We start from the raw sequence: 26,056 nt of genomic DNA, 5'->3' as shown, positions 1-26,056 counted from the left end.
CAAAGCGTCTCCCCAATCCGGAAGAAATAATGAAATTCGCGTGCATCCATTCGGGTGGCTGGTATCCTTATGACACTGAGACTCAGTCTCAACACCGAGACAGCCTCCGCGCAGCTGCTCTGACCGGATGTGTTTCAAAGGGACTGATCGTCTCAATCGAGTTGCCCTCCCTCCGCCACTGACGCGGACTGGAGTCGCTTCTGCTGCATGCCAGCCAGCTTTCCAGCCAGCGAGCACTGTGCCTTGTACTAACACTCGACTGTCGAGTGGTGGTTCAGCTTCCATGGTTTCGCTGGAGTATCGTCATGCTGAGACGTTCTGAGAAAGCGCGTCGACCCGTTCGCGGATTTACCTTAATCGAGCTGCTGGTTGTCATCTCGATCATTGCCGTTTTGATTGCTCTCCTGCTGCCGGCCGTCCAGCAAGCGCGCGAGGCGGCTCGCAGAACTCAGTGCAAGAATAATCTGAAGCAGCTAGGCCTCGCCCTGCATAACTACGAAAGCACCTTTTCGGTTTTTCCGGCTGGGGGAATCGAGGATACAAACGCAGGCACATCCGGAGTGGGTGCCAGCGGATTCGCGTTGATTCTACCGTATATCGAACAAGCAAACCTGTACAATACCTACAACTTCAACGAACACTACGGATCAACGCATAACAAGACCGTCCTGAGCCAAAAAATTCCCGCCTTCTTATGCCCCTCGATGGTCATTAATCGAGCGGTTCCCAACACTCCCTGTAACGAGATCGGCGGTCCCACCAGCTATCTGCTGTCAGAAGGGACTGCTTCCTATCAGTTTCCCGCGCAGGGTGTTTTTGGACTTGTGCTGCCATCATATGGCTATCCCAACAAGTGTTCCAGATTTAGTGACATCACTGATGGCACATCAAACACATTAGCTGCAGCTGAAACGACCTACAACTTCAAGAACTACTTCTATACGGCATCAACCTGTGCCGCGTCCGCGGGAGCAAACCGCTGGGGAACAGCGAGATGGGGAGTAGGATACCCGAATATCGGTGTGGGAAATACCACGTCCAAAATGAACAACTTCACCGCATCGCCAACGGGTTACTCGAGCCAGCACGTGGGGGGAATTCAAGCGTTGCTGATGGACGGCACAGTTCGTTTCATTAATCAGAATATCGATTTTAGTACCTATACTGCTCTGGCCACGAAAGCAGGCGGGGAGATCATCGGTGAATTCTAAACTCTTGGTGAACCACTTTTACTGCTACGGATTCGCGACTCTGCTTGCGATCGGGTGCGGAACGTCGTCCTCCTCACATACCGAGTTGTTCGGAGAGGTTTCGCTGGACGGTAAGCCGGTCGACGAAGCGATAGTCTATCTCTCTTGCAAAGCGTCCGACTCCCAGACGGGGGGAACCTTCATTGCCGAGGTGATCGGCGGAGAATTTGAGTTTCCCAGAGATCAAGGACCACCCCCAGGAGAGTATGAAGTAATCCTTAAGCCCGTCGAAGAAGATTCTGAGGAATTGTTCCTCCGAATCCGAGAGCAGAAAAGGAACGCGCTCGTCCAACGGGATCAGTTTCTGGCGGCCGTGGCAAGGAAAGGAACGATTCGCGTGTCACTCTCCGATGACGACTCGAATCAGATCAAGATTGATCTGACCAGCCGGTGACGGGACCGACGACGACCTACGCCACCGAGAGTCTGACAGAGACTTTTTAGGAATTGGGGCATCCCGCGAAAGCGGAGGTGCCCCAATTCCATTTTCGGTCGCGTCAGTGACGTGCCGCAGGTCCGCAAGGTCGCTCCTGGATTCAAACTCCCGGCGACACGACATTCTCCAGTGTCTCCGCCCTTCAAAGACGTTTTGTCTCTTGCTGGAGTTCGGCGCGTTGGCTAAGCTCGGCGCGGGAATGGTCTGCTCTCGCAGGTCGACCACTCATCACAGCACAACCTGACCGTGCGTACCAAGGACCGATTCATGAAGTGCTCAAACGCGTCGGTACTATGCTGGGCAGCACTTGTTTTCCTGGTGCCGACGTTGATCGAGTCGGTATCGCCTACCGTGGTGAGTTGCGACTTGAATGCGTCAGAAGATCAGCCCCAGGCTCAAAATTCGGCGAGTACGATCGCAGGTCATGTGCTCAATCACGAGAACAAACCTGTGAATGAGGCGGTCGTCGCCTTGTATCGTTTCCATTCTCCCAGTCAGCGATTCGGCCACTTCGTCCCTGTGGCAAGCCCCGCAACGACCGATATCTCTGGATTCTTTCAATTTGAAACTCTGGCGGATGGTTACTACCTCATCGTTGTTCAAGCGAAGGGATATGCCCGTTCGCATTCCACGCGAACGATCAATGACGGGCCCACTCATTCGACGGCTGACATCCGAATGCAGTTCCCTGTCAAGGTTGCCATTGATCTGAAAGACGAAGCTGGCCAACCAATTCAAGGAGCCCGGATTCGCTCGTTCAACATCAGCGGGATGAATGGGTCGATTCGTGCAACTCAAATGCTCTTGCGCGATTTGAACGACACGTTCCCGGTCAGTGATCAGGCGGGCAGGATTGTGCTGGCCGACTTTCCCCTGAACGAAACCCTGCGAATCACAATTGCGCATCCCACCTTTGCCCCCATCGTGATCGAAGAACTGAAAATCACGAACGGAGTTGTGGCCAGCGCCGTCTTGAGGCCCGGAGTGGTATTGACGTTCCAGCGCAAAGCGGACGAACTGGAGGAACGGATCGAGAACGCCGTGCTTGACCTCCGACACTCAAACTTTGAATCGCCCTCGACGATGCTGCAGTATGAAGTTGATTTCGATTCATCGGGGAAGGGCTCCGTGACGATCGAACCGGGTGACTACGAGTTTCTTCGGTTGCAGCACGATGATTTTTATCTGACACCGACGTTGCACGCGCGACACGGCAAGCTGAATCCAAACCACCCGCTCCACTTCGAAGCAGGCAAGAATGTCGAACTGCGTTTTGAAGTTCACCGTCGCCTTGTCGCAAAAGGTCGTGTGATCGACGCTGAATCGGGCGAACCCGTTGCTGAGCAATCGCTAATCGGCAAAATTCTGACAGGCGTTTCCTCGGACGAACAAGATCAAACCGAGTTCAATTTCACCGGCTGGGGAGACACGAACGCTCAAGGAGAATTTACTGTCCCCGTCGCGGCAGGACGAATGCGAGTTGAGTTCAATGGAACCAACTATCTGTCGGATACGGAGTTTATTGACTTCGACGTTGCTGCCGATGGCTCCACGGTCATTCCCGATATCAAAGTTCGTTCGCTACCGAAACTGCAGGGGGTCGTCCGTGACCAGGATGGCATGCCTGCTGCGCGGGTCGTTGTCCGTATCCGGGGTCAGATTCCCGGCAGCAAAAACATCGCAGATCCGGTTCTTACGGATGACCAGGGCCGATTCGAGATTCAGCCCACGTACGTCCTGAGGAATGATCAGACCAACCAGCGTCAGCTCGATTATTCGGTCGTGGCCTTTGACCCATTCCGCCCGTTTTCGGGACGAGTCGATGTGAAGCTGGATGAGTCGAAACCCATCGAGCTGTCGCTTGAGCCTCATGACTTTGATTGGCCGCTGACAGAGTTTGAGGGCGAGCTTTCCGAATGGGAACGAGGGAACATTACTGTAGAAAAAGCCGCCGAAAACGACGCCCACTCACTCCGCGGTCAACCGATTCCTGAACTCGACTTTGTCGAATGGATTAATAGCGAACCACTCGATCGGGCAAAATTTCGAGGCCACTACGTTCTGCTTGATTTTTGGTTTATCGGCTGCGGCCCGTGCCATGCCGAATTTCCTGTGGTGAAGATGCTGCATGAGCTCTACCACGACAGAGGACTGATCGTCATTGGTGTCCACAATAACAATGATCCACCAGAAAAAGTTCGGCAACATGTCCAGAAGATCGGGCTGCCGTATCCGATTGCCGTTGATCATCCCGATGGGAGAACGGTCCGGGCGTTTCAATCACATCGACTCGTGGAAGGTTTCCCCAGTTATGTTTTGATTGATCCCGAAGGAAATGTTTTGCTGGATGACCGCACCATCCCCCATCCAAGTCTTCGCGGATACAAACTGGAGATTCTTCGGAAACTCCTCTTCAGACAGTCACCTGAGTAACAGTCCCGTCGTCCTTGGAAACTAGGCCGCATTTCAAGTTTATGACACAGTTCAGCGGACCTCGAAAAAGTCCCGCAAAAATTCGTACGATTCCCGCATCACCTCGGGGGCCATGTGACTGTGACGACTCAGTTCGACGTTCACACTGCCGGAGTACTCGATCTCCTTCAGTGTCTCTATCACGGGAACGAAGTCGATGGTCCCTTCGCCAAAGCGAAGGTGATCGTGCACTCCCCGGCACATGTCCTCGATGTGAATCGTATAGATGCGGTCTCGCCAGGCTGTGAGATAACTCGAGATCGGCAAAGGTTCCAGACAGTGCACGTGACCAATATCGACCGTTAAGCCGAATCCCGGTCCATCGACAAGCGTCAGTAGCTCGCGGTAGTCATCAAACGTCTGGATTCGCATTCCGGGTTCGGGTTCAAACGCCAGCTTCACCCCAAGCGGTTCCGCGAAGTCCAGCACCTGACGGCATCCCGCCGCCAGCCGCTGCATCGTCTCTTCCGGCGCCGCAGCATCGCGCACAACACCACCCCAGAACGAGACTGCTTCGGAATTCAGTTCTTTGGCAATCTCGACACACCGCTTGAGAAAGTTGACACGAACGGCGCGTCCCTCGGGGGCCGCCGACACCAGTGTCGGTTCATGTTTCTGGCGGGGATCCAGCAGGAACCGCGCTCCTGTTTCGATGACAGACGCCATCTCGAATCGGTCCAGGACCGTGCGCATCCGTGAGATTTCCCCGGCAAGATCCGGTGAGAACGGATTGAGACAGTAATGGTCAACCGTCAGAGCGACGGACCGGTAACCCATTTCGGCCATTAGTTCGATGGCCTGGTCCCAGCGATGTCCGGTCGTGCCGTTCGTGTTATATCCAAGACGCATGGTGCAGGATTTCATGATGAGAAGGCTGGGAAAGCGACAGCGTGCGGCGGAACAGAGAGCCGCCCCGGCAGGTTCGCGAGCCCAGAATAGTGGCTCGCGAGTCCACGGAAAAGACGCTCCTCAATCGGAATGATGGCCGCCACGTCAATCGGGCTGCGTGTGCTGCGTGTGGACGCGACTTTGGAGTGAGGCCTGTCGACGTCGCAGGTCTTTCCAACCTGTGGCGTGCTCACTTCGTCCCGCCGATTCGAACAACCCGCCACTGGCGACTTAGCGTCCCTTCCTTGCGTAAAGTTGGGCCATCGACTGGGGCGAGTCGTGTCGCCCAGCTATGATGACGGTGGATGATTTCGGGACCTGTACGAACACGGGATTGAGACGGTGGTTCTTTCATGACGTGGCTTTATTCGTTGTATTGGCTGGGTGCACTGGCAGCCGCTGGTCCGGTGATCTTTCATATGTGGCGGCGCATGCCACGGGGTGAGCGTCCTTTTTCCACGTTGATGTTTCTCTCGCCCTCACCCCCCCGCATCACCAGCCGCAGCCGGATCGAGAACTGGTTACTGATGCTGCTGCGTGTGGCCGCGCTGGCGCTGCTGGCATTCGCGTTCACTCGACCGCTGTGGCGAGTCCCGATCAGCGAGCCAGAGCAGGGGAGTCAGGAGCAGCAACTCGCGATTCTCGTCGACACCAGTGCCAGTATGCGCAGGGAAGGGGTCTGGAATGACCTGATCCGGCAGATCGAAGAGCGACTGAACACGGTTCCGCCGCAGACGCGCGTGGCACTGTACCGATTCGACCGGAACATGGTACCCGTCGCCGATTTCGCAGAACTCAAGTCGCTGGAACCTGCTGCCGCCCGAGAGATGATCCTGTCACGACTCAGGGAACTGAGACCCACGTGGGAAGCCACCCGCCTCGGTGAAGCCCTTGTCGAAGTCGCCAGCCGTTTGCAGGAAGTGCAGACCGAATTCTCCCGGCCCATCACTCAGAAAATCTGTCTCGCAAGCGACCTGCAAAGTGGTGCCGAGACGGTATCGCTGCAGGGTTATGAGTGGCCCGACGATCTCTCGTTAGAACTGATCATTGCCCGCCCGACATCCCCCTCGAATGCCGGTTTGCAAGTGGTGGAACCGAATCAAGAAGGGGCTGACGACGTCCTGCGGGTCCGGGTCACGAACGCCAACGACTCACAGAAAGAGCAGTTTGTGATCAGGTGGGACACGCCCCAATCCCCCGAACTTCCGGTCTACGTCCCCCCCGGCCAGAGTCGTATCATCGTCCCACCCAAACTTCCCGCCGGCATCGCCGCCACTTCGGTCGTGCTGTCGGGTGACGATGACGACTTCGACAATCGGGTTGTCTTTGCAAACCGGACACCCGAAACCCGGCTCGTCCTGTACTGCGGCTCGGAAAAGCCGGACGACACCACGGGAGCCCGCTTCTACCTCGATCGCCTGTTTTCCGCATCGAAACAAATTCAGATTGAGCTGCGGGAGCCCGACTCTGCCAATCTGGCCTCGGCTGATTCGCAACCGGCACTCGTCGTTTTGACCGACCCTGATCCCCAGACGAAGGGATTGATCAACCGGCATCTCAGCCAGGGTGGGACTGTACTGATCGTTTCACCGACGCCCGAGGGAATGCTGGGGTGTCTGGCGCTGTGCGGCCGAGACGATCTACTCGTGTCTGAAGCGAACGTTTCCAAGTATGCCATGCTGGGTGAGATTGATTTCGAGAACCCGCTCTTCGCCCCGTTCGCCGAAGCACAGTTCAGTGACTTCACCGGGATTCGCTTCTGGAAGCATCGCCAACTGAGAGGATTGAAGGAAGCGGCACCGAAGTCGGGCGACGACCGTCCGAGGGATACCGCGAACCGTGACCGGGTCCTCGCCCGTTTTGATGATGGAGATCCGGCGATCGTCGAGTTCCCGGCCCAGCAGGGGAAAGTGATTGTGTTTGCTGCGGGATGGCAGCCTGCCGACAGCCAGTTCGCTCGTTCGTCAAAATTTCCGATGCTCATGTTTCGATTACTCGAGCATTCGAGCGGAATCACTGCGCGGTCTGGAAATCAAATTGTGGGCAGTGCGCTGGCTTGGCCCAGCACATCACGTGCGGAGTCGGCCACGGGTGGGCGTGTCCAGCTTCCGGACGGAACCGAAATCGACTCGCTGCCGATGGAAGAACCATTCTCTCAGGCACCCACGCCGGGCCTGTACACACTCATCGTTCCAGGCCGGGCCGAACAGGTCGCCGTGAATCTTGCACCCGAGGAAAGCCGTACGTCCCCCCTGAATGTGGAACAACTGGAAGGGTTCGGACTGGCACTCAGCGGCCGTTCACCTTCCGAAGATCCCGCAGCGAGACGACAGCGCGAGCAGCAATTGCAACTGGTCGAGCTCGAGAACTCGCAGAAACTCTGGCAACGGGTGCTGCTGGCCGTGATCGTCCTGCTGCTGATCGAAACGCTCGCCAGTGGTTGGTCCCGCAGTCGAGCAGTTCAGGCGGGGGTCCATCCGTCACCGACGACATAACGACGTCAATAATCGCCCACTTTTCAGGAAATTTCGATTTCGCCGGGGAACCCATTCGATCGAATCCCGCTTACGGTTACCCGAACTCATTGTCCGACTGCGGATTACGGCAAAGCTCAGAATCGTTCACATCCGAGACTTCGTCCGCAGGAAAGGGAATTGGGCCGAGTTTTCCGATTCAGATGGGCCTGAGAATTGCAAGCATTGAACCGCCCGATCTCACGTCTCAGGGGGGTGCGACAGCGTTTGGCGACGATCTCCGGTTTGACTCTTGGTTGCTGCGATCTAGAATCAGCAACCGGCGCAGGGAAGCTGACCGAGGCTCAATTGTTCTGTCGAGGAGTCGCATATGTCCCTGCGTGTTTTGACGGCGTTGCCTGTTTTCAATGAAGAACGCCACGTCGTGGAAGTCCTTGCTGAGGTACGAAAGTACTCCAATGACATCCTGGTCGTCGACGACGGTTCTTCTGACAACACCCCTGAATTGCTGAAAACGATCGAAGGCGTGCACGTCATTCGGCATCAGCAGAATCAGGGCTACGGCGCCGCACTTCGAACCGCATTCACCTATGCCCTTGCCGGTCAATATGACGCGCTGGTCACGATCGATTGCGATGGCCAGCATCAACCGGTGCTGATTCCTGAACTCGCGGCGGCGTTATTTAATCAGCAGGACTGCCCCGCAGACATTGTTTCCGGCAGTCGATACCTCAAGGTTTTTGATGGCGCCAGCCAGCCGCCGATTGAACGCCGACGTATCAACATTCAGATTACGGAATGGCTGAATCATCAGTTCGGCCTGAATCTGACGGACGCCTTCTGCGGGTTCAAGGCGTATCGAGTCGATTGCCTGGCCCGATTCCGGATCACAGAACTGGGCTATGCGATGCCGCTGCAACTGTGGGTGCAGGCAGCCGCACAGAAGATGAAGATTGTGGAATTCGCCGTTCCGCTGGTCTATCTGGAAGAAGAACGATCCTTCGGTGGTTCTCTGGACATCGCTGCGAAGCGACTGGCCTACTACCAGGAAGTCCTCGACCGGGAAATGGACTCACTACAGCTGGCCAAGACGCCCAATTGCGAATCGACTCCCGCCTCGGGGCATCGACCACTGGCCTGCTGCGGCGGCTGATACGTCTGACTCAAATGTCCTTATCGAGCGGGCTCACCCGGATTGTTACCCGTTCGAGGAATCGGTTGCGATCCCCCTCCCGTCGCCTGGAGCGGATTGAACGAGCCGAGAAACTGTCTCCAGGCCTCATCCACTTCGGGGAACGGCACATATTTGACGGTGGGGTTGCTGACGTTGCCTGAAACGCGAATGGCAACCCAGTCTCCTCCCATGAACAGACTCTGCAGCATCCTGCGCGGACCACGCCCCGGCAAAGATCCAAAGTCGAGGGCCAGTCCGCCATCAAACCGAACATAGCCTCGCCCTCGCAGGCTCATCGCATCCCCCAGTAGATCGATCGACTGAAAGTCGAAACGACCGTTACTGACGGTGTATCGCAGGTCAGCCTGCGCAAATGCCGTTCTGTCCGGGACCCGTAGTTGAGGCATCTGGAACATCTGCACGAACAGGGGCAGTTCGTAAAGAGCCGCCGGGGCGATTCGCAGCTTTCCTTCCCCTTTCATCGTTTCCTGCGGATCAGTGCCGCGGCCGTACAGGAAGATCCAGCCATTCATCATCCCGGCCAGGCTGGCATTCCCCGTAAGGTATTGCTTCGCGTACTGCTCGAGCAAACCTTTGTCGAGTTCGATGTAGACCTTGTATCCCGGCTCGTCCTCTTCGAGATCGACTGCCGCGTCGACGAAGATGGTTCCGCCGATCGCTTTTCCACGGATGCGGTCCTGAGGTGCCGGAGGAATTTTGCCTCGCGGCAGCGCAAGTTTTGAGCCTGCCACGAACTCTTTACCGTGGTAGGCGAAGGGGCCGCGAACGTCCAGGACTTTGTACGCCCGACGGGCATCCTGGCGAAAGACCGACACCGAATTCAGATCCAGCTCGCCGTCCAGATCGGCCTGAACGCCGTCCCAACGACCTTTCAGATAAACGATCCCGCTAATGTCATCGACGCGCGTTCCCGTATTGATGGCACAACTCGAAAGTTCCGTCGTCAGATCCCACGTGGCACCAATTCCCTCCCCGCCACGAGGGGGCGAGAAGAACTCGACCGGCCCGGAGAACGAAAAATCACCCGTCGGACGCAGGACATCGTAGACCTTTTTAACGCCTGCCGGTAACGCATTCCGGAACGTTGCGTTGGGAATCAGATGATCTACAGTCAGATTATTGAACTTGAGCTGCCACGGTTTCTGATTCGCGAACCAGCCCATTCCCTGACCCGCGATTCGGGTTTCATCATGTTCGGTCTGGAAGTTCTTGATCTCCAGCTTCCCGGGCTCGGTGTTGAACGAGAACTCACCGTTCAGATTCTTGAGGGCCCACGGAAAACTGGCGATGTTGACTTCGCCATTGCGGACTTTCACTGTCGGAAGGATGACGACGCACTGACCGCCTGGTACCCACGAAACTTTGGTGGTCGCGTCGAAATAGCCCTGCGGCTGGAAGTCATCCCAAACCTTGCGAAGCTGCGCGGGAAGGGCCGCCTTCAGAGATCGATAAAAGGTGGCGTCTTTCGCGTCGATCCTCAGATCCAGCTTGCGTGCCCCGGGCCGGCAGTTGAAAGTTCCTTCGGCGGCCAGGGAGGCACCTTCGTGCATACCTGTGACCTGGGTGAAGACAACTTCGTCGCCATTCCATTTGAGATTTCCCTGTAACTGTGTCACCAGGACGGGGAATCCGCGAAAGTTCAAACTACCGTTGTAAATCCGGTCGATCAGTTCCGGTTTGTATTTCTGCCCGACCCCGGCTGCTTTCGTCAGCTTCAACGAAACGTCGTGACGCCCGGTGAGTTTAAGGGCCTCAATCGTCCGCTTGACGTCCGGGGGACAGGCGGCAATCGATTCATCATCGAGGGGCAGATTCTTGCTCTTCAGAATAATCTCGGCCTGATGTTCCGGCCCCGGGTTTTTGATCGTTCCGGTTACAACGACTGGTTGACCGGCGTATTTCCCCATCCCGTTGAACGTCACCAGATGATTCTGGCAATGGAGCTCTCCTTCGACATTGCGAACAGTCACGGGAAACCGTTTGTCCGTGATGGTGCCTCGGAACAGCCGTAGATCGAGATCGTGTTTCCACACACCACGTTCAAATGACAGATTCGCATCAATATCGCAAAACCCGGTGACCCCCAGCTTGTGGATAATCTCACGCAAATTCTCGGGAAGGCGCTGCTTAATCGTCTCGGTCAGTTCGACCCCCCGCAGCTTGATACATCCCTGTGTCGGCTTGCTGGGAATGATGTCGCCGTCGAACGACACCTGCATGCCGCCGTTGGATCCCTGAAAGTCACTCACAATAATCTGCCGGTTATCGACCAGAATTTTCCCACGCAGATCCTGCACCGGAACAGGCAGCAGTTCATTTTCGATCTGCCCGTTCTGAATTGCCGCGAGGACCCGGAACACAGGTGTTTCACCGGGCCTTTCCTGCGCGATGCGGAAGGTCAGATCACAATCAAAGTTCACTCCGAACTCGGGAGGAGTCGGACGGTCATCCGAGTCCGGATCGTTCGCTTCAGGATCGTCGTCGGGTGGAACGGCTCGCTGCCCCGTCTTCTGCTTTGCCTTCACGCCCGCGATCCAGTCGCTGGCCTTGTCGAGCTGACCTTCCAGCGCCGGCGAGATGTCGCTCAGTAAGTGCAGCAACGCGGAGTCGACGGGGACCTGCCAGGCTTCACGCGTGACACATTCCCATTTCGGCCCATCAAGATCGACTTCCACATCCAGTGCCAGCGGGCCGGATGGTTCAAGCAGCGTCGCAACCTGAACGGAAAGTCGACGGGCATCCCGGGGAGTCGCGGTGACGTTAAAATTCTGCAGCTTCAGACGCCGTGGATGTCGGTCAGTGAGCTGAATTTCGACATGAATCGTGCCGTGGACAACCTCAACATCGGGAAGTGGGGTTCCCGGTGTCGATTGATACTTCAGTTGCTGAAGATTCCACTCACCCGCTGGTAGCCGGATGACCCGCACCTTGGGATTGATCACTCGCAGACTCTGTACCACGACATCCTTGAGATCCGTGAGGGCGGTGGATTCCAGTGTCGCGATGACTTCGGGAATTTCGATACTCGGTCGTTCTTCATCATCTTCCGGCAGCTGAATCGTCACTCCATGCATATGGACCCGGCCGATCAGGTCCCACTGGGCCTTCGCGATATCCAGCTTCGCGTTGGGAAAAACAGACTGGAGCTGTGCCAACGACATCTGCCGCAAGCCTTCGTCGCTCTGCATGTACAGGCAATAGGCCGCACCGCCCCCCACAACTGCGATCAGCAGCACCAGGACGAACATCCATCTGAGGATTGCAAACACGACAGCGGAACTCGTTAGTTAAGCAGGACCTGACTTGAAGGACTCGAAGCATGCTGGGCTGCACGACTTCCCGCGAAAAGCCGTACCATTCCCACCGCCGCAAGGACGGACAACGGGAACTCTGCGGGGAGCCGGTACCGGAGCGAGCCGACAAACAACAAATGCAAAGCAGCAAAGTAAAGCACGGGTCCCGCCGTCAGAGTGATCAGGTAAGGATCATTCCGCGCCTGCCAGACACCGATCAAGGCGAAGATCATGAGCGGGGCGAACGACAGCCACGCCACCAGGTGGATTAATGGATGACGGAATTGAGGCGTATTCGGTGCGGGGCTCCAGTAACGACTCTGCTTGACCAGGGCCAGTGAGATGACGCGCGCGGGATTCTCGGCAGCGAACTTCCAGGCTCGGCGCCGGTATTCTCGATCCATCTCGTATTCGCTCATCGACTGAAGCAGCCGGTCCTGTTCGAAGAACTCCATATCGCTGTCCCCCGTGGCGGTGGGATTCAGTCCGTCATACAGACTGGGGCCGACCCAAAGCGTCGTCGGAATCCAGTGCCCCGTCAGGGCGGCATTCCGAACTGTCCACGGAAACAGTACTACTGCGAGTGACAGGCAGATGATTCCTGCAAGGATTGCCCGTTGCCCGAGGGGACTTCGGCCGGTCATCAATGTCAGCATCGCCAGTCCCGGTCCCACCAGAAGCCAGGTCGGCCTCATGTAGGTCGCCAGTCCCGCGAGCCCCCCGACAGCCACGGCATGTCCCACAGTCGGCGGATCAGAAGGAGCCGCCTGCTCGTACTTTCGCAAGAACCTGGCCGCGGCGATCAGGCTGGCCAGCATGGTGGCCGCGAACGCCGTTTCACTCAGGAACAGGACACTGAACAGCGCCATGGTGGGGGAGACCGCTGTGTAGATTGCTGCCAGCAACCCCACGGCATGGCCAGACAGTTCATAACCGAGCCAATAGGTCAAACCGCAAGCAAGAGTTCCCACCACCACGAGCAGCAGTCGTGCAGCGAACGGATTGTCTCCAAACACGAGACGAGGAAGGGCCAGAAGCGCAGGGAAGCCGGGCATGCGAAGCAGGCGTCGTGGCGGGTCGTAGATGGAATAAGCTTCGCCCGCAGCCACCTTACCCGCAAGCTCCCAATAGCCTTCTGCATCCCCGGAGATCAGGCACAATCGTCCCGGTGTTTTTGAGACTTCGTATTGAACGGCCAATGCCAATCCAAGACGCAATCCGAAAGCCACGAATAGCGTCAAGAACAACCAGCGATGCCACCCTGCCGCCCATGCCATGACGGTCAATCCCCCCGGAAACCTGATTAGGGGGCGGATGGTAGGGCGAACTGGCAAAATGGGTCAAGATGGATTCCGGACACTCTGGTGCCGCACCTCGATCAACTGATACTGTCCGACCCGGGGGGAGGAAAGTCGTTGCAGATTCTCATCGAAGAGCTGACCGGTTAGCCCGTACTCCGGAATCATTTTGCAGAAGCGTTCGGCCCGCATCCGACCTCCATCGACGAACCAGGCGACACCATCCTGCGTCAGCATGCGGCGCGTCAGTTCGAGGAGCGGTTCGTGATGGCGGTCCTCGTAAAGCAGTTCGCAGCCCCAAAGGATGGGGAACTGTCGTGCGGGAGGCGTTCTCCAATCCAGTACCAGACCACTCGCTTTCGTGTAGCCGCTTTTGCGAGCATTGTACATCGCCAGTTCGACCGCTTTGGGCTCATAGTCGCTGATCGTCACGCGCAAGCCACGAGCCAGTCCCGCCAGACCCACGATGCCGATTCCGGCCCCGATCTCCAGGACTTCGGCATTCTCTGGCCAGTCCGACTTCAGGATCGTGGCGACCATCTTCAATGCCGAAGGCCACAGGTAGGCCCAGTACGGCATGTACTCATCCCGATCAAACGCCGCATGAACATCGGGATCTTCGAGAAAGAGGTCCGGGGCGGCGGGCTGGGTCAGTCGGAAGACTTGACCTTCGATGGTCCATTCCCGTTCTGTCCAGCCTCCGGGAATGCGGGGTAACTCTTCGGGTTGATTGACGATCGCCGGAGGCAGTTCGCGAATTTCACGCATGTCCGCAGTGGACGGTACAGATTCGGGCATTGGATCCAAACAGCTCAAGGAAGTAGGAACCAGCCACGTCAACGGCCTTGCGCGCTGTGGCTGGCCCTTCAACTTAGTTGCGCGAGACGCACCACCACAAGCTTGGGAGCGTCAATCCGGACTGCAACGTGTCACGTCGTACTCGCATCACACCGACGGGAGAAAGCGGCCGCGCGGTTCGGAATGACCTCTACGCAAGCAGGACTCCAGCAATCCCCCTTAGTGAGGATCCACCACCGGGATGGCAGCCGTCATCTCTGGAACTGGTTCCATGGCGTGCGCGGGATCGGCCTGCGGGATCAACGGCGGAGCGTTTCCTGGCAGCGGAAGCTGCGTCGTCGACATGTCGGGGACCGGCATCTGAGGCATCGCGTTCGGATCGCTTGTGACAACCGGGGGCAGGAAGACCTCATTCGACTGGCCCGAGACAACGGTCGTCGCAGGGACACCCGGAAATCCGGGGGAATCAAAGTTGGGAAGCGGATAAGCGGCGATGACCTGACCATCCTGCTGACCCCGACCACGGCGTCGCGATCGAGACCGTTGAGATTGATCGCCATCTTCATAGGTGAGGGCCTGGACATCGCCGGTGAACGGATCGTTGGCCACCATCGACGGTGACGACGTCATGACAGGACCACCCGCCATCATGGTGGAATCCAGTGAATTCTGCATCATGGCTGATCGGCGAGCGCTGCGCTGCGAGGGCGTCGATCCGGTCAGGGTCGCCAGACGGGACTTCACTTCTGGCTGGTCCCACTTCGCAGCGAGAGAACGTTGATAGTAAGCCGCAGCCAGGTCCGGTCGGCCGGATTCCTGGTAAATCTGTCCCAGATGGGCCAATGCCGTGGGGTGGGTTGGCTGAGCACGCAAAGCGTTGCGGAGTGACTGTTCCGCACCGGTGACGTTACCCGATTCCCGCTGCAGAAAGGCCAGTTCAAGATTGGATTCAGCGACATACGGCTGGGTTTCAGCCCACCCGGCGACCAGATCCTGAGCTTCGTCAACCCGTCCCTGATTGTTCAGGACTTGAGCCAGCGAGTGATAGGTGGGCTGGTGCATCGCATCAATTGTCAGGTTATGACGCATGATCTTTTCAGCCCCGCCAATGTCTCCCTGCTTCTGCAGCGCCATGGCAAGGTTGTATCTGTAGTCAGGATTGTAGGGATCATCGGCGACGGCTCGTGCGAATCGCTGCCGTGCCTCGGCATAATTCCCACGGTTGTAGTGCTTCATCCCCGAACGGTTCTGGGTGTAACCGCTAGTGGCATGGCAACCTGCCGTAGCCAGAATCAGGCCGAGCAAGATAGAGCGAGACAAGCCGGTCGGCGAAAAAAAGCCGTCCTTAGACATGATTCCGCAGCTCCTGATATTCGGGAGATTAATCGTCACAGGCTCCCACTGAAGGTTTATTCAGGGAGTGGAGTGACGTTGTCGTCGAGATTTGAATAGGGGGAATGGAGGGGGGCAACATAGTTCAGATGTTCAAGTGCGACAAGATAACTTTTGCCGAACTCCCGTTTCCCGGTGATTATCTCGCGAATTGCAGGCTGCGCGTTTGATGTGCGGTCAAATCTGCCGGTGGGCCACTCGTCCGGTGATAACTTGAGATGGATGAAGAGCCTGGTGAACGCAAGACGTCCGTTGCGACGTGGCAAGTCAGGACGAGCAGGAATGCGGGGCTGACACCCTGAGATGGATCAGGAAACCACGGGCAGGGACGGTCTCGTACGTCGAACCGTCCCTGCCAATTCAGGTTGTCATTGCTCTTCCGATCGAATTGAGGGCTGGCGATGAGCCAGCTTTTCCGCTGACGAACCGCTCAACCGCCAGAATAGACCGGGATGCACAACATATTCACAGATGGTGGAGGTAATCAGCCCGCCGAGAATAACGGTGGCGACCGGATAGAGAATTTCCTTGCCCGGTTGCTGACCACCCAGGACCAGCGGAACCAGCCCGATCCCCGCCGTGAGCGCCGTCATCAGCACCGGCGCCAGCCGTTCGAGGCTTCCTCGCACAATCATCGCTTCGGTAAATCCTTCTCCTTCTTCCCGCATGAGATGCACATAGTGAGAAACGAGCAGAATGCCGTTACGCGCCGCGATCCCCCCCAGCGAGATGAAGCCGACCAGACTCGCCACCGTCAACGTCTGACCGGTCATCCACAACCCCCATGCTCCCCCCACAAACGCGATGGGCAGCGCAAACATGATCTGCAGGACGATCTTGGTCGAAGGGAACAAGGTGTAGAGGACAAGGAACACCCCCACCAGCGACACGATACTCATGATGGCGATCTGCTGTGTGGCTTCCTGTTGCGCTTCGAACTGGCCGCCGTATTCGACGAAATAACCTTCCGGCATGTCGATCCCGGAAATGACTCGACGAATGTCGGCCACCACGCTGCCAAGATCTCGACCCGCAGCGTTCGCGCGAATGGCGATTCGACGCCGCGTCCGTTCATGATTGATCGTGTTGGGACCACCTGCCTCGTAGATTTTGGCCACCGCCGAGAGAGGAATCCGTCCGCCGGTCGGCAGGACCAGAGTCAGTCGTTCAATCGCGTCCAGGTCCGTTCGGGAAACATCATTCAGCCGGACGAGCAGATCGAAGGTGCGCTGACCATCCAGGATGGACGAGACCACTCGGCCGTTCATCGCCGTTTCGATGAACTCATTCACCTGTCCGACGGAAAGACCGTAAAGCGCCAGTTGCTCCCGCTTCAGTTCAATCCGCAGTTGAGGAATCAACTGCTGCGCTTCCACCACAGGGGGCAACAGTCCCGGGACATCGGCGAGTGCCACCTTAATCTGTTCTGCCTTCTGCCTGAGCACATCCAGATCGTCGCCGAAGATCTTGATGGCGATCTGTGCGGTCACCCCGGACAGCATGTGACTGATCATGTGTGCCAGAGGTTGTTCGACTTCGTACTCGATCCCGGGGATCTCGTCGAGTTCCTTGCGGAGCGTGTCGAGAGCCTGGGCACGGGAGAGACCACTGTCCGGATTCATCGAGACGATGTACTCGGTCACGTTCACTCCTTCAGCATGTTCATCCATTTCCGCACGGCCGCTGCGACGGACGAAACCCGTTACCAAGCCACGCGGATTCTTCTCTTCCGATCGCAGATGCTGGGCCAGGGCCGCATCCACCATCGTGCTGGCCCGGTTGGATGCTTCGAGCGATGAACCAGGTGGCAATACGAAGTTGATCTGGGCGGCCCCCTCATCAAACGCGGGAAGAAAATCGGTTCCAAGGCGGAAGACCAGCACGATACTTGCCGCGATGGCGGTGGTTACGACGGCGAGAATCGTCGTCAAGCCGGAACGTGACAGACTTGTCTTGATAACGGGTGTGACCATCCGTTTCAGGAATCGTAACAGCGGGCTGTCGACCTCATGATCTGAGTGCCCGTTGGCCTTTGGCGCCAGCAGCAAACTTCCCAGCACGGGCGTGACCGTCAGAGACACCAGCAGCGACGCCAGAATGGAAACAATGTAAGCAAGACCCAGTGGCGTGAAGAGCCGGCCTTCGATCCCTGACAGTGCAAACAGCGGGATGAAGACCAGGATCACCAGCATCGTGCCGAAAACGATCGAACTGCGGATCTCGAGACTCGCGTGATACACCACCTCCAGCACAGGCTTGGGCTGAGAAAGCCGTGCGTTCTCGTTCAGCCGGCGAAAGACATTCTCGATATCCACGATCGCATCGTCGACCAGTTCGCCCATTGCGACGGCGAGTCCCCCGAGCGTCATCACGTTGATCGAGACGCCAAACCAGTAGAAGACAAGTCCCGTAATCACAATCGAAAGTGGAATCGCGGTCAGGGTGATAAAGGTGGTACGAAAGTTCATCAGGAACAGAAACAGAATGATCAGGACCAGGATGGCACCGTCACGCAGGGCTTCCAGCACGTTGTGAATGCCCCGATCGATGAACTCACGCTGCTGATAGAGCTCGGTGACCAGTTCCACGTCTTTGGGCAGCGATCCGCGCAGGCTCTCAAAGGTTTTTGTGATTTCTTCCGTCAGTTGTCGCGTATCTGCCGTGGGCTGTTTGCCAATCGTGAGCACCACAGCAGGGTGTCCATTCACCGACGCATCGCCTCGTTTCAGTTGAGGCCGCTCTTCGACATCGGCCACATCCCGCAACAAAATCGGTCGCTCGCTGGAACTTCGAATCACCGACAGTTCCAGATCGTCTTTTGTTTTGACCCGGCCCAGTCCCCGTACCAGGTACTCCATTGAACCCCGTTCCAGGTAACCCCCGGTTGCATTCTGATTCGACTCGCCCAGAGCCAGCTCGACTTCTGTCAGCGTGACGTTCCTCGCCGCCAGTCGAACCGGATCGACCAGCACCTGAAACTGCTTGCGCCCACCCCCCATCGGAATGACTTGCGAGACTCCGGGAATGGTCAGTAACCGTGGCCGAACCACCCACTCGGCGAACGTGCGGATCTGCATGGGTGGTGTTGTGCCATCCCGGCTGTACAGTCCCACCATCACGATCTGACCCATGATCGAACTGATCGGGGCCAGTTCCGGTTTCACACCGGCGGGCATGCGATTCAGTACGGTCGCGATGCGTTCGTTGACGATCTGCCGCGCCAGATAGACATCGGAGTTCCAGCCGAACTCGACATAGATCACCGACAACCCGATCCCGGACGAGCTCCGGACGGTCTGAACTCCCGTAGAGCCGTTCAACGCGGTCTCCAGCGGCAGTGTGACCAGTGTCTCAACTTCTTCGGGAGCCAGTCCGGGACACTCGGTCATGACGACCACTCTCGGTCTGGTCAAACTCGGAAAAATATCGATCGGAAGATTGGCCATCGTCAGTGCCCCCAGCACCAGCGTGACCAGCGAAAGGCAGATGATCAGCAGGCGATTGTGAAGGGCAAATCGAATCAGTGCGTTCATAACAAGTCTTCTCCGATTCACACGTGCGAGCACGGGGGCGGCAGCGAGTGAGTGAGTAGGATTTTTGTGCGATCGTCCGCGTCCCGGACTGATGGGTCAGAAGTCGTGCGTGAGACCTCGTGTCGCTGCCTCAATGATCAGCCAGAGCGCGCAGCCTCCCCGACTGACATCTGACAAGCCTCGTTCACAGGTCGTGTCAGTGACTGTGACCTTCGTGACTATGGCCTTCGTGCCCGTGTCCCTGGCTGGAACCTTGCTGTGACTTTTTGAATGCCAGATCCAGTTGGTAGGCCTGATTCAACGCGACCACATCACCGGGAAACAGAGCTCGATCGTTCGCCAGGACTGCGTCGCGTGAGTCGAGAGATTCCACATGAACGGCAACGCGTTCCAGCAGGCTGCCATTCGCCCGGAACACGTAAGCTTCGGCCCCTTCGCGCACGACGGCATCCGCAGGGAGCACGATCCGTCGACTCAGTTGCTGTACCGGAACGAAAAGCTGGGCTTTCTGACCCGGCCGGAAACGCCATGAGCGATAGGCCAATCCATTCGCTCCTGTGCTATCCCGCAGGATCTCATTATCCAGCGGGAGATAAAATCGGATGGTATTCGTGTCGGGATTGATCACGCTGTCCGCGTACAGAATCGAGAGATTGTCCCGGATGAGGGGTTCATCGCTCGACGTTTCGAAGGTCGCTTTGACGGGCCAGCCCTGCTCGATGGCGCGCGCGATCAGGTGAGCTTCCCGCTCGAAGGCCCGTCCTGCCAGCAAGAGATGGGAATGACGCGACAGCAGGCAGACCTCGCCCCCCTGCTGCACAAGCTGACCGAGGTAGGTATTCAGCGATTCAACCGTGTAAACCGATCCATGTTCGTGTTTCGCATGCGGCACCCCCTTGTCATTGTCGCTGCTGCTTCCCTCTTTCCCCTCTATCCCTTCCTCTGCTGCATCGGCGGGTTCAACATCGTCACCCGGCAGGTCGCCGGCAGGTGCCCTGATGGTGACGCTGCGAATCAGGGTTTTGGTCGAGATGATCTCGTCGATCTGCGAGGAAGTCAGTCCCCTCACCAACAGCTCCTGGGTCTGGACCAGCCGTTGCGATTCGAGTCGGGTCAGTTCGTACTCTTTTTCCAGGCGGCGCATGATCGGGGTGGCACCCGAATCGACCGTGGGAATCAGCCGTTCGAGCTGCAGTTTGACGAGTGCAATTTCCTGGATGGTCCGTAGCAGCGTCGATTCCGCCGTTGCGAGCAGATCGCCTGTCGGCTGAATATCGACGAGGGGATCTCCTGCCCGGACAGTTTGACCGGGGAACGCATGAATCTTGAGAACAACTCCCTGGATCGTAGATGGGACCGCGTACTTGCTGTGTCCCGGCTCTTCGATCACTTCAGCGGGAACGTTGACCGACCGCCACCAGTCCGTCATTTCGACCTTACCCAGCTTCAGCCCCAGGTTCTGTCGGGCACGATCACTCAGCATTAAGCCTTTCGCGGCCGCGTGCTGATGCGCGTCTGATTCGTGATTCGCGTCTTCCCCGGAAGAACCCTTCGACGCCTGCAGCAGCCGAACGCGGATCCATTCCTGCACATCCCTGTTGAGAAGCGCCATCCCTCCCAGACCTGCCAGCAGGACCAACCCAATCAGCCAGGACAGACTTCGTCCATGTCGTTTCATCATTTGATAGAGACCTCTCATAGACAACTCGATCAGCGCAGCAAGTCGGGATCCTGAGGAACTCATGCTGCTGCGCGTCTCGTTTCATGGTGCGTTTGACCTGCCTCTCACGCGGGGCAGGGGACTCATCCCTGGTCACGCCGCCTGGAGAACCGGGCGACTGTGTCCTTTCACAACTGTCTGAAATTGGCATCGAAAATCGGCATGTGCCGCAAGCTGATCGCCCCCTAGCGGAATTCCCTTCTCATTGCGACACGGTTCGTGACACGATCGCGGAAGGAAGGCCGAGCAAATCACCAGCGAGCTTGATCGTGCCGGGGCGATGTTCCTGCTGAGTCACACTGTCGATTCGGGACACGGATTCAGAGGACACTTGGCCTGTTAGATGCGATAAATGCACAGCACAGACCGCTCTGGGCCCAACGCCTGGGGAGAATCCCCCTGTGTCAGAGCCGTTACGGCCAGCATGCAGTGAGATGTCAAAAAGTTCAGGCTGCTACAAAGAGGTCCACTCAGCAGGACAGTCTGACTGGCGAGTTCCGCCAGATCGAAGCGATCGGCTGTGACGTAAAAAAGATGTGTTCCGACACAGACGTGGTGCTGATGGGGGACTGGCTGCGGGGCTGGTGAACCCGATTTCTCGCGGGAGGTATTCCCGTGGTGGGGGCAGGGACAGGCAGTCTTCTTTGCCACTTGTCCCGCAGGTTTTGCCTGCTGGCTCGCCTGAGTTTCGCTGCCACATACCGTCGCACAGATCCCCACTCCGCAACAGGCGAACTGCTGCGAGAGGAAGCTGAGGACGAAAAAGGCAGCAACAAAGCGATCCACAATCTTTCCTTTAATAACCTCTGCAAGTGTGCACGACAGGCCCGATCACTGTCAACAGCGATCGTTTCAGCGTCGACGATCCCGCTTCGGGTGCGACAATTCCACCGAGTCCTGATTTCGCAGGCATCCTCCTAAGTTTGGACGAGGATTCGCGACTGCAGCCTCAGCTTAACAGGTTGAGCACCTCGGAATTGCCTTCCGGGAAATTGAGTAGCCGAAGGTCATCGAGTGTTTCCCACCGAAAACCCTGGTGCTGGGCCCGTGCATCGACCAGACCCACAGGATGGCACAGCACGAAGTAGAGCTCGACGCGTCCATGGGGGTACTCGAACTGGCGTCGCTGGAGCAGTCGTTCGGGGATTACGACAAGACCGCTCTCTTCAAAACATTCGCGCACTGCACATTCAATGGGAGACTCATCCTCCTCACACTTGCCGCCCGGGAACTCCGCGTAGCCTTCCAGCACGGATCCGGGTCCCCGGATCCCCACCAGGTACCGGGAATGATGTTCGACGACGGCAATCCCGATTCGTTTATCAGTAGTCATCGGACGGGAATTTCAACGGAGGAGAACGGATTCACGGTAGGAGCGGTCGGGGCTGCAGGCGGGCCTCGCCGGGCCAGACACTGGACTAGACGGAAGTGCCGTTGAACAGGGACTCGATAACGTCCCCCCGATTGAGCAAGACACGCCGGCCCAGACGATCTTCCACTTCGACCTCTGCGGGCAGCCCCAGTAAATGATACACCGTAGCACCGACATCGTCTGGAGAAAATCCGCGTGTTGCCGGATAAGAACCCGTCACGTCCGATCGGCCAATGACCTGTCCCCCTTGAACACCGGCGCCGGCAAACAGACCAAAAAAGCAGGGGCCCCAATGATCTCGCCCCGCGTCTTTGTTGATCTTGGGGGTCCGACCGAATTCCCCCAGCATCATCACCAGCGTCTCCTGCAACATGCCTCGCGACTCGAGGTCGTCCAGCAGTGCCGAGACACATTGATCGAGCGCCGGCAGCATTCGCTGTTTCAGAGTCGGGAAGATCCCCCCGTGATGGTCCCAGTTCTGAACACGGCCCATATTGACCTGCACGATCGGGACACCGGCCTCGACAAGTCGTCGTGCGGCCAGCAGCGACTGCCCCTGTGTCGTCCGGCCATAAGCATCACGAACCCCGTCGCTTTCGCGGTGGAGTTCAAACGCCTGACCGAGCCGGCTGGAGGTCAGCAGGTTCAGCGCCAGTTGCTGGTCCTTCTGCAGCCGCAGCGACTGAGCGACCTCTGCAAACTGTTCCTGCTTGCGGTTCAGTTCTTCCAGCAGGAGTTTGCGCTGGCCCAGATGATTCACGTCCATTCCCTGAACGAGCGTGAGCGCATCGACCCGGAAATCGGGTTTGTTCGGATCCCCGGTGATCTGCCACGGATCATAGCTTTGACCGAGAAAGCCGGCATGCTGACCGGGCCAGGTTAAGGGGCCTTCCCGCAGAAATGTCGGCAGGTTCACGCCCGAAGGAAGACCGTCATCACGACGACGCAGAAAGGAAAGCGCGGACGAATAGCAGGGCCAGTCATCGCGTGACGCCACTTTGTCGAAGAATCCGCCCGGCTGCTTCTGGCCGGTCAGCACGTGATGCGTGGACATCAGATGATTGTTGTCTTCATGTGATAATGTCCGGATGACGGCATACTTCCCGGCACGGGCGGCCAGTAACGGCAGGTGTTCGCAGATGGAATAACCGGGGACCGTTGTGGCAATCGGCCGGAATTCACCCCGGATCTCGGCTGGGGCGTCCGGCTTCATGTCGAACGTATCGTGATGACTGCATGCCCCGGTGAGAAACACGATGATGATGGACTTGGGTGATCGACCAGCCTCGGTCTGCGAAGCGGGAGCCGCCTGAGCTCGACGTCCCAGAACGGACGTCAAACCGACTCCCAGCAAGCCCGAATAACCAGCCTGAATCAGCTCTCGTCGTGTCACACCGGCACGATGTTGGTGGTTTTGCACGCGGTAGTTCCTCTGGCGGCCCAGAAACATGAGATCGCTGCATGCTACAAAATATCGACCCGAATCACCAAAGCGGATGACGTTTCGCGGGAGCTGGCCGAATTCCGTTCAGACAGTACAGATGGTTGCGGCGTCTTGAGCCGCGTGATATTTCTGCTGCTTCATATATCCCCCCACAAATCCTACCGGCCATCTGAACAGGATGGTCTGTGCTCTATGACAGGGTTGCGTTTATGGCAGGTCTCGATCATGGCTCGATGCACCCGAAAGAAGTCGAAGATCCGGCCATTGCCGCGCGGAACGCGCGTTATGGAATGGTGTTGTTCCTGCTTTATCTGGCCATCTATGGAGGATTTGTCGGACTCAACGCGTTCCGCCCCGACCTGATGGACTGGACCCCTGCATGGGGACTCAATCTGGCCATCCTGTATGGTCTGGCTCTGATTGTGATCGCGATGATCCTGGCTCTCGCCTACTGCTGGCTCTGTCGCGCCAGGCCCACCAACGGCTGAAACGGTCTGCTCGACCTTCTCCGTTGCTGCTTCTGTTCTGCTTTAACACCCGCGCTGACGAGCGTCGTTCCTCTGCGAAAGCCCGTTCATGATTCACAATCCGTCCTTCCTGTCGGTCGTCGTCTTCGGGATCTTTGTCGCCGTCACGTTGGGATTAAGCTTTTACTTCGCTGCAAAGACGAAATCGGCCGCGGGTTACTTCGCCGCAGGAGGCCAGATTCACTGGTTCGTGAACGGGATCGCGTTTGCCGGTGACTACCTGTCGGCGGCGTCTTTTCTGGGGATTTGCGGGACAATCGCCTTCTTCGGGTACGACGGGTTTCTCTACTCGATTGGCTTTCTGGCTGGATGGGCCGTGGCGCTCTTTGTCGTCGCCGAACCCCTGAAGCGGCTGGGGAAATATACTTTCGCCGACGCACTGAACAGTCAGTATCAGTCCCGTGGAATCACTCTGGCGGCAGGCATCAGTACGCTCGTTGTCAGCATCTTCTATCTGATTCCCCAGATGGTCGGGGCGGGCTCACTGATCAAGCCGCTGCTGGGATTCCCGCACGAAGTGGGCGTCGTCATGGTCGGGATCGTCGTGGTACTGATCGTCGCTACGGCCGGTATGGTCAGCACGACCTACGTGCAGTTCATCAAGGGTTCGCTGCTGGTTCTGTTCAGTGGCATCCTGACCGTCATGATTCTGAACCGCGGCTTGAAAGTCGACAACAGCGAGGCCGCGAACTCGCCACAGACCATGGTCATTCAGGCGGATGGCACAAAGCGGGTGAACGGACTTCCTCATGGAGTGAAAGAAGGTCAGGCGGACCTGCGACCGGTCGGGCACATCAGCAAGCTTCCCGACGGGAAAATGGAAACCGGCCCGCTGAATCCCATCTCATACCTTGCCACGCTTCAGCACAGCGAAGTGGTGCTCTGGCCAAAGAAAGAATCCACATCGGAAAACGGTGACAAGACGATCACTTGGTCGCCCCAGCCGACACCCGGTGCCAAAGTGTTGCGACCGGGGAACAGCCCGTTGTTCAAAGGTCTGCAGAAAGACGAACTGTTCGCCCGACTCGACTTTATCTCGCTGATGCTGGCCCTCTTCTGCGGCACCGCTTCGCTGCCGCATATTCTGATTCGCTACTACACCGTCAAGAATCAGGCAGCCGCAAGACTGAGCACCGTGGTCGGGATCGGCACCATCGGCATCTTTTATGTCCTGACCTTGTTCCTGGGTCTGGGAGCCATGACCAGCGGGACACTCGACCTGACGGATTCCAACATGGCAGCCCCTTTGCTGGCCAAGAGCTTTGGAGAAACTCTCTTCGCCGTCATCTCGGCCATTGCCTTTACGACCGTGCTGGGAACGGTCAGCGGCCTGATCGTCGCCGCGAGCGGGGCAGTTGTTCATGATCTGTTGTCGAGTGTCCTGCAATGGGACATGCGCGATCATGACAAAGTTCGAATCGGAAAACTGGCTGCGGTCATCGTGGGAATCATCGCGATCGTCCTCGGGATCCTGTTCAAGGATATGAACGCGGGCTTCCTGGTCGGATGGGCGTTCAGTGTGGCCGCGTCCGCGAATCTCCCTTCGCTGGTGATGTTGCTGTTCTGGTCCCGCACCACCAAGCAGGGGATTACCGCAGCGATCTTTGTCGGGCTATTGAGCTCCCTGGGATGGATTCTTCTGAGTGCCGATACCTTCCAGAAGGTCTATGGATACACGGCCGAACAGTCCGCCGCCCTGGCCCGCGTCCCGTTCAGTCAGCCAGGTATCGTCACCATTCCTCTTGGCTTCCTGACACTGATTGTCGTGTCGCTGATAACGAGTGGAAAGCGGAACAATCAGGCGGACGCCGCGTAGGACTTCGTTAAGAATGAGAATTCGCCGTCACAGTAGGAACGTCCCCGGTCATGCAGTGCCATGTCCCGCATCAGAAACAAGAAGAGACAGCGACTCCGGGGACTCCGAAGCAGTGGCGTGTAATGCCGGAATCAACGGGTGGCAATCC

Annotated in this window: 17 protein-coding genes; 7 read left to right on the top strand and 10 right to left on the bottom strand. The window is 57.5% G+C overall.

Going from position 1 to position 26,056, the window contains the following annotated elements; all coding sequences use genetic code 11:
• Positions 1–305 precede the first annotated feature (305 nt).
• From VGE80_RS08340 to VGE80_RS08330, 3 genes are all read left to right on the top strand, one after another.
• Positions 306–1,211 (top strand): DUF1559 family PulG-like putative transporter, encoded by a 906-nt coding sequence (locus VGE80_RS08340; RefSeq protein ID WP_440592326.1) that lies wholly within the window; start codon positions 306–308, stop codon positions 1,209–1,211.
• The gene (locus VGE80_RS08335) at positions 1,201–1,644 is read left to right on the top strand and encodes a hypothetical protein (RefSeq protein WP_440592325.1); all 444 of its coding nucleotides are present in this window, start codon (positions 1,201–1,203) and stop codon (positions 1,642–1,644) included. Before VGE80_RS08340 ends, VGE80_RS08335 begins: the two co-directional genes overlap by 11 nt.
• Before the next feature lie 309 nt (positions 1,645–1,953).
• On the top strand, positions 1,954–4,119 hold the full coding sequence (locus VGE80_RS08330; protein WP_440592324.1) for a carboxypeptidase regulatory-like domain-containing protein: 2,166 nt from the start codon (positions 1,954–1,956) through the stop codon (positions 4,117–4,119).
• Positions 4,120–4,170: 51 nt separating this feature from the next.
• On the opposite strand, the gene VGE80_RS08325 is transcribed toward VGE80_RS08330, so the two are convergent.
• Entirely contained in the window at positions 4,171–5,007 is an 837-nt protein-coding gene (locus tag VGE80_RS08325; RefSeq protein ID WP_440592323.1) for a sugar phosphate isomerase/epimerase family protein, read from the bottom strand.
• Between the two features lie 392 nt (positions 5,008–5,399).
• Between VGE80_RS08325 and VGE80_RS08320 the strand changes: the two genes are divergently transcribed.
• Together VGE80_RS08320 and VGE80_RS08315 are read left to right on the top strand one after the other, a co-directional pair.
• The gene (locus VGE80_RS08320; RefSeq protein ID WP_440592322.1) at positions 5,400–7,541 is read left to right on the top strand and encodes a BatA domain-containing protein; all 2,142 of its coding nucleotides are present in this window, start codon (positions 5,400–5,402) and stop codon (positions 7,539–7,541) included.
• A gap of 349 nt (positions 7,542–7,890) precedes the next feature.
• Positions 7,891–8,673: a glycosyltransferase family 2 protein gene (locus tag VGE80_RS08315; RefSeq protein ID WP_373649582.1), complete on the top strand. Its 783-nt coding sequence runs from the start codon at positions 7,891–7,893 to the stop codon at positions 8,671–8,673.
• A gap of 20 nt (positions 8,674–8,693) precedes the next feature.
• Here the strand turns inward: VGE80_RS08315 and VGE80_RS08310 are convergent, their stop codons facing one another.
• From VGE80_RS08310 to VGE80_RS08270, 9 genes are all read right to left on the bottom strand, one after another.
• Positions 8,694–11,984, bottom strand: a complete 3,291-nt coding sequence (locus VGE80_RS08310; RefSeq protein WP_440592321.1) for a hypothetical protein — start codon at positions 11,982–11,984, stop codon at positions 8,694–8,696.
• Between the two features lie 14 nt (positions 11,985–11,998).
• Positions 11,999–13,285, bottom strand: coding sequence for an ArnT family glycosyltransferase (locus VGE80_RS08305; RefSeq protein WP_440592320.1), 1,287 nt, complete (start codon positions 13,283–13,285; stop codon positions 11,999–12,001).
• 63 nt (positions 13,286–13,348) lie between these two features.
• The gene (locus VGE80_RS08300) at positions 13,349–14,104 is read right to left on the bottom strand and encodes a class I SAM-dependent methyltransferase (RefSeq protein WP_397568240.1); all 756 of its coding nucleotides are present in this window, start codon (positions 14,102–14,104) and stop codon (positions 13,349–13,351) included.
• Positions 14,105–14,323: 219 nt separating this feature from the next.
• Entirely contained in the window at positions 14,324–15,457 is a 1,134-nt protein-coding gene (locus tag VGE80_RS08295) for a tetratricopeptide repeat protein (RefSeq protein ID WP_373649578.1), read from the bottom strand.
• A 407-nt stretch (positions 15,458–15,864) separates the two neighbouring features.
• Entirely contained in the window at positions 15,865–19,029 is a 3,165-nt protein-coding gene (locus VGE80_RS08290) for an efflux RND transporter permease subunit (RefSeq protein ID WP_397568242.1), read from the bottom strand.
• Between the two features lie 196 nt (positions 19,030–19,225).
• Complete coding sequence (locus tag VGE80_RS08285) at positions 19,226–20,710, bottom strand: efflux RND transporter periplasmic adaptor subunit (protein ID WP_440592319.1); 1,485 nt, start codon at positions 20,708–20,710, stop codon at positions 19,226–19,228.
• A 378-nt stretch (positions 20,711–21,088) separates the two neighbouring features.
• A complete protein-coding gene (locus VGE80_RS08280) occupies positions 21,089–21,535 on the bottom strand; it encodes a hypothetical protein (RefSeq protein ID WP_440592318.1) in 447 nt (148 codons plus the stop codon).
• Positions 21,536–21,698: 163 nt separating this feature from the next.
• Complete coding sequence (locus VGE80_RS08275; protein ID WP_440592317.1) at positions 21,699–22,082, bottom strand: NUDIX domain-containing protein; 384 nt, start codon at positions 22,080–22,082, stop codon at positions 21,699–21,701.
• A gap of 85 nt (positions 22,083–22,167) precedes the next feature.
• Entirely contained in the window at positions 22,168–23,541 is a 1,374-nt protein-coding gene (locus VGE80_RS08270; protein ID WP_373649573.1) for a DUF1501 domain-containing protein, read from the bottom strand.
• 209 nt (positions 23,542–23,750) lie between these two features.
• Here VGE80_RS08270 and VGE80_RS08265 point away from each other — a divergent pair, with 209 nt between their 5' ends.
• Both VGE80_RS08265 and VGE80_RS08260 read left to right on the top strand, forming a co-directional pair.
• Positions 23,751–24,053, top strand: coding sequence for a DUF485 domain-containing protein (locus VGE80_RS08265; RefSeq protein ID WP_373649572.1), 303 nt, complete (start codon positions 23,751–23,753; stop codon positions 24,051–24,053).
• Positions 24,054–24,141: 88 nt separating this feature from the next.
• Positions 24,142–25,908, top strand: a complete 1,767-nt coding sequence (locus VGE80_RS08260; RefSeq protein WP_440592316.1) for a sodium/solute symporter — start codon at positions 24,142–24,144, stop codon at positions 25,906–25,908.
• Positions 25,909–26,056 lie beyond the last annotated feature (148 nt).

Origin of the sequence: Schlesneria sp., assembly GCF_036405755.1 — a bacterium.
GTDB lineage: Bacteria > Planctomycetota > Planctomycetia > Planctomycetales > Planctomycetaceae > Schlesneria > Schlesneria sphaerica.
This window is presented reverse-complemented; position numbering and strand designations above follow the sequence as displayed.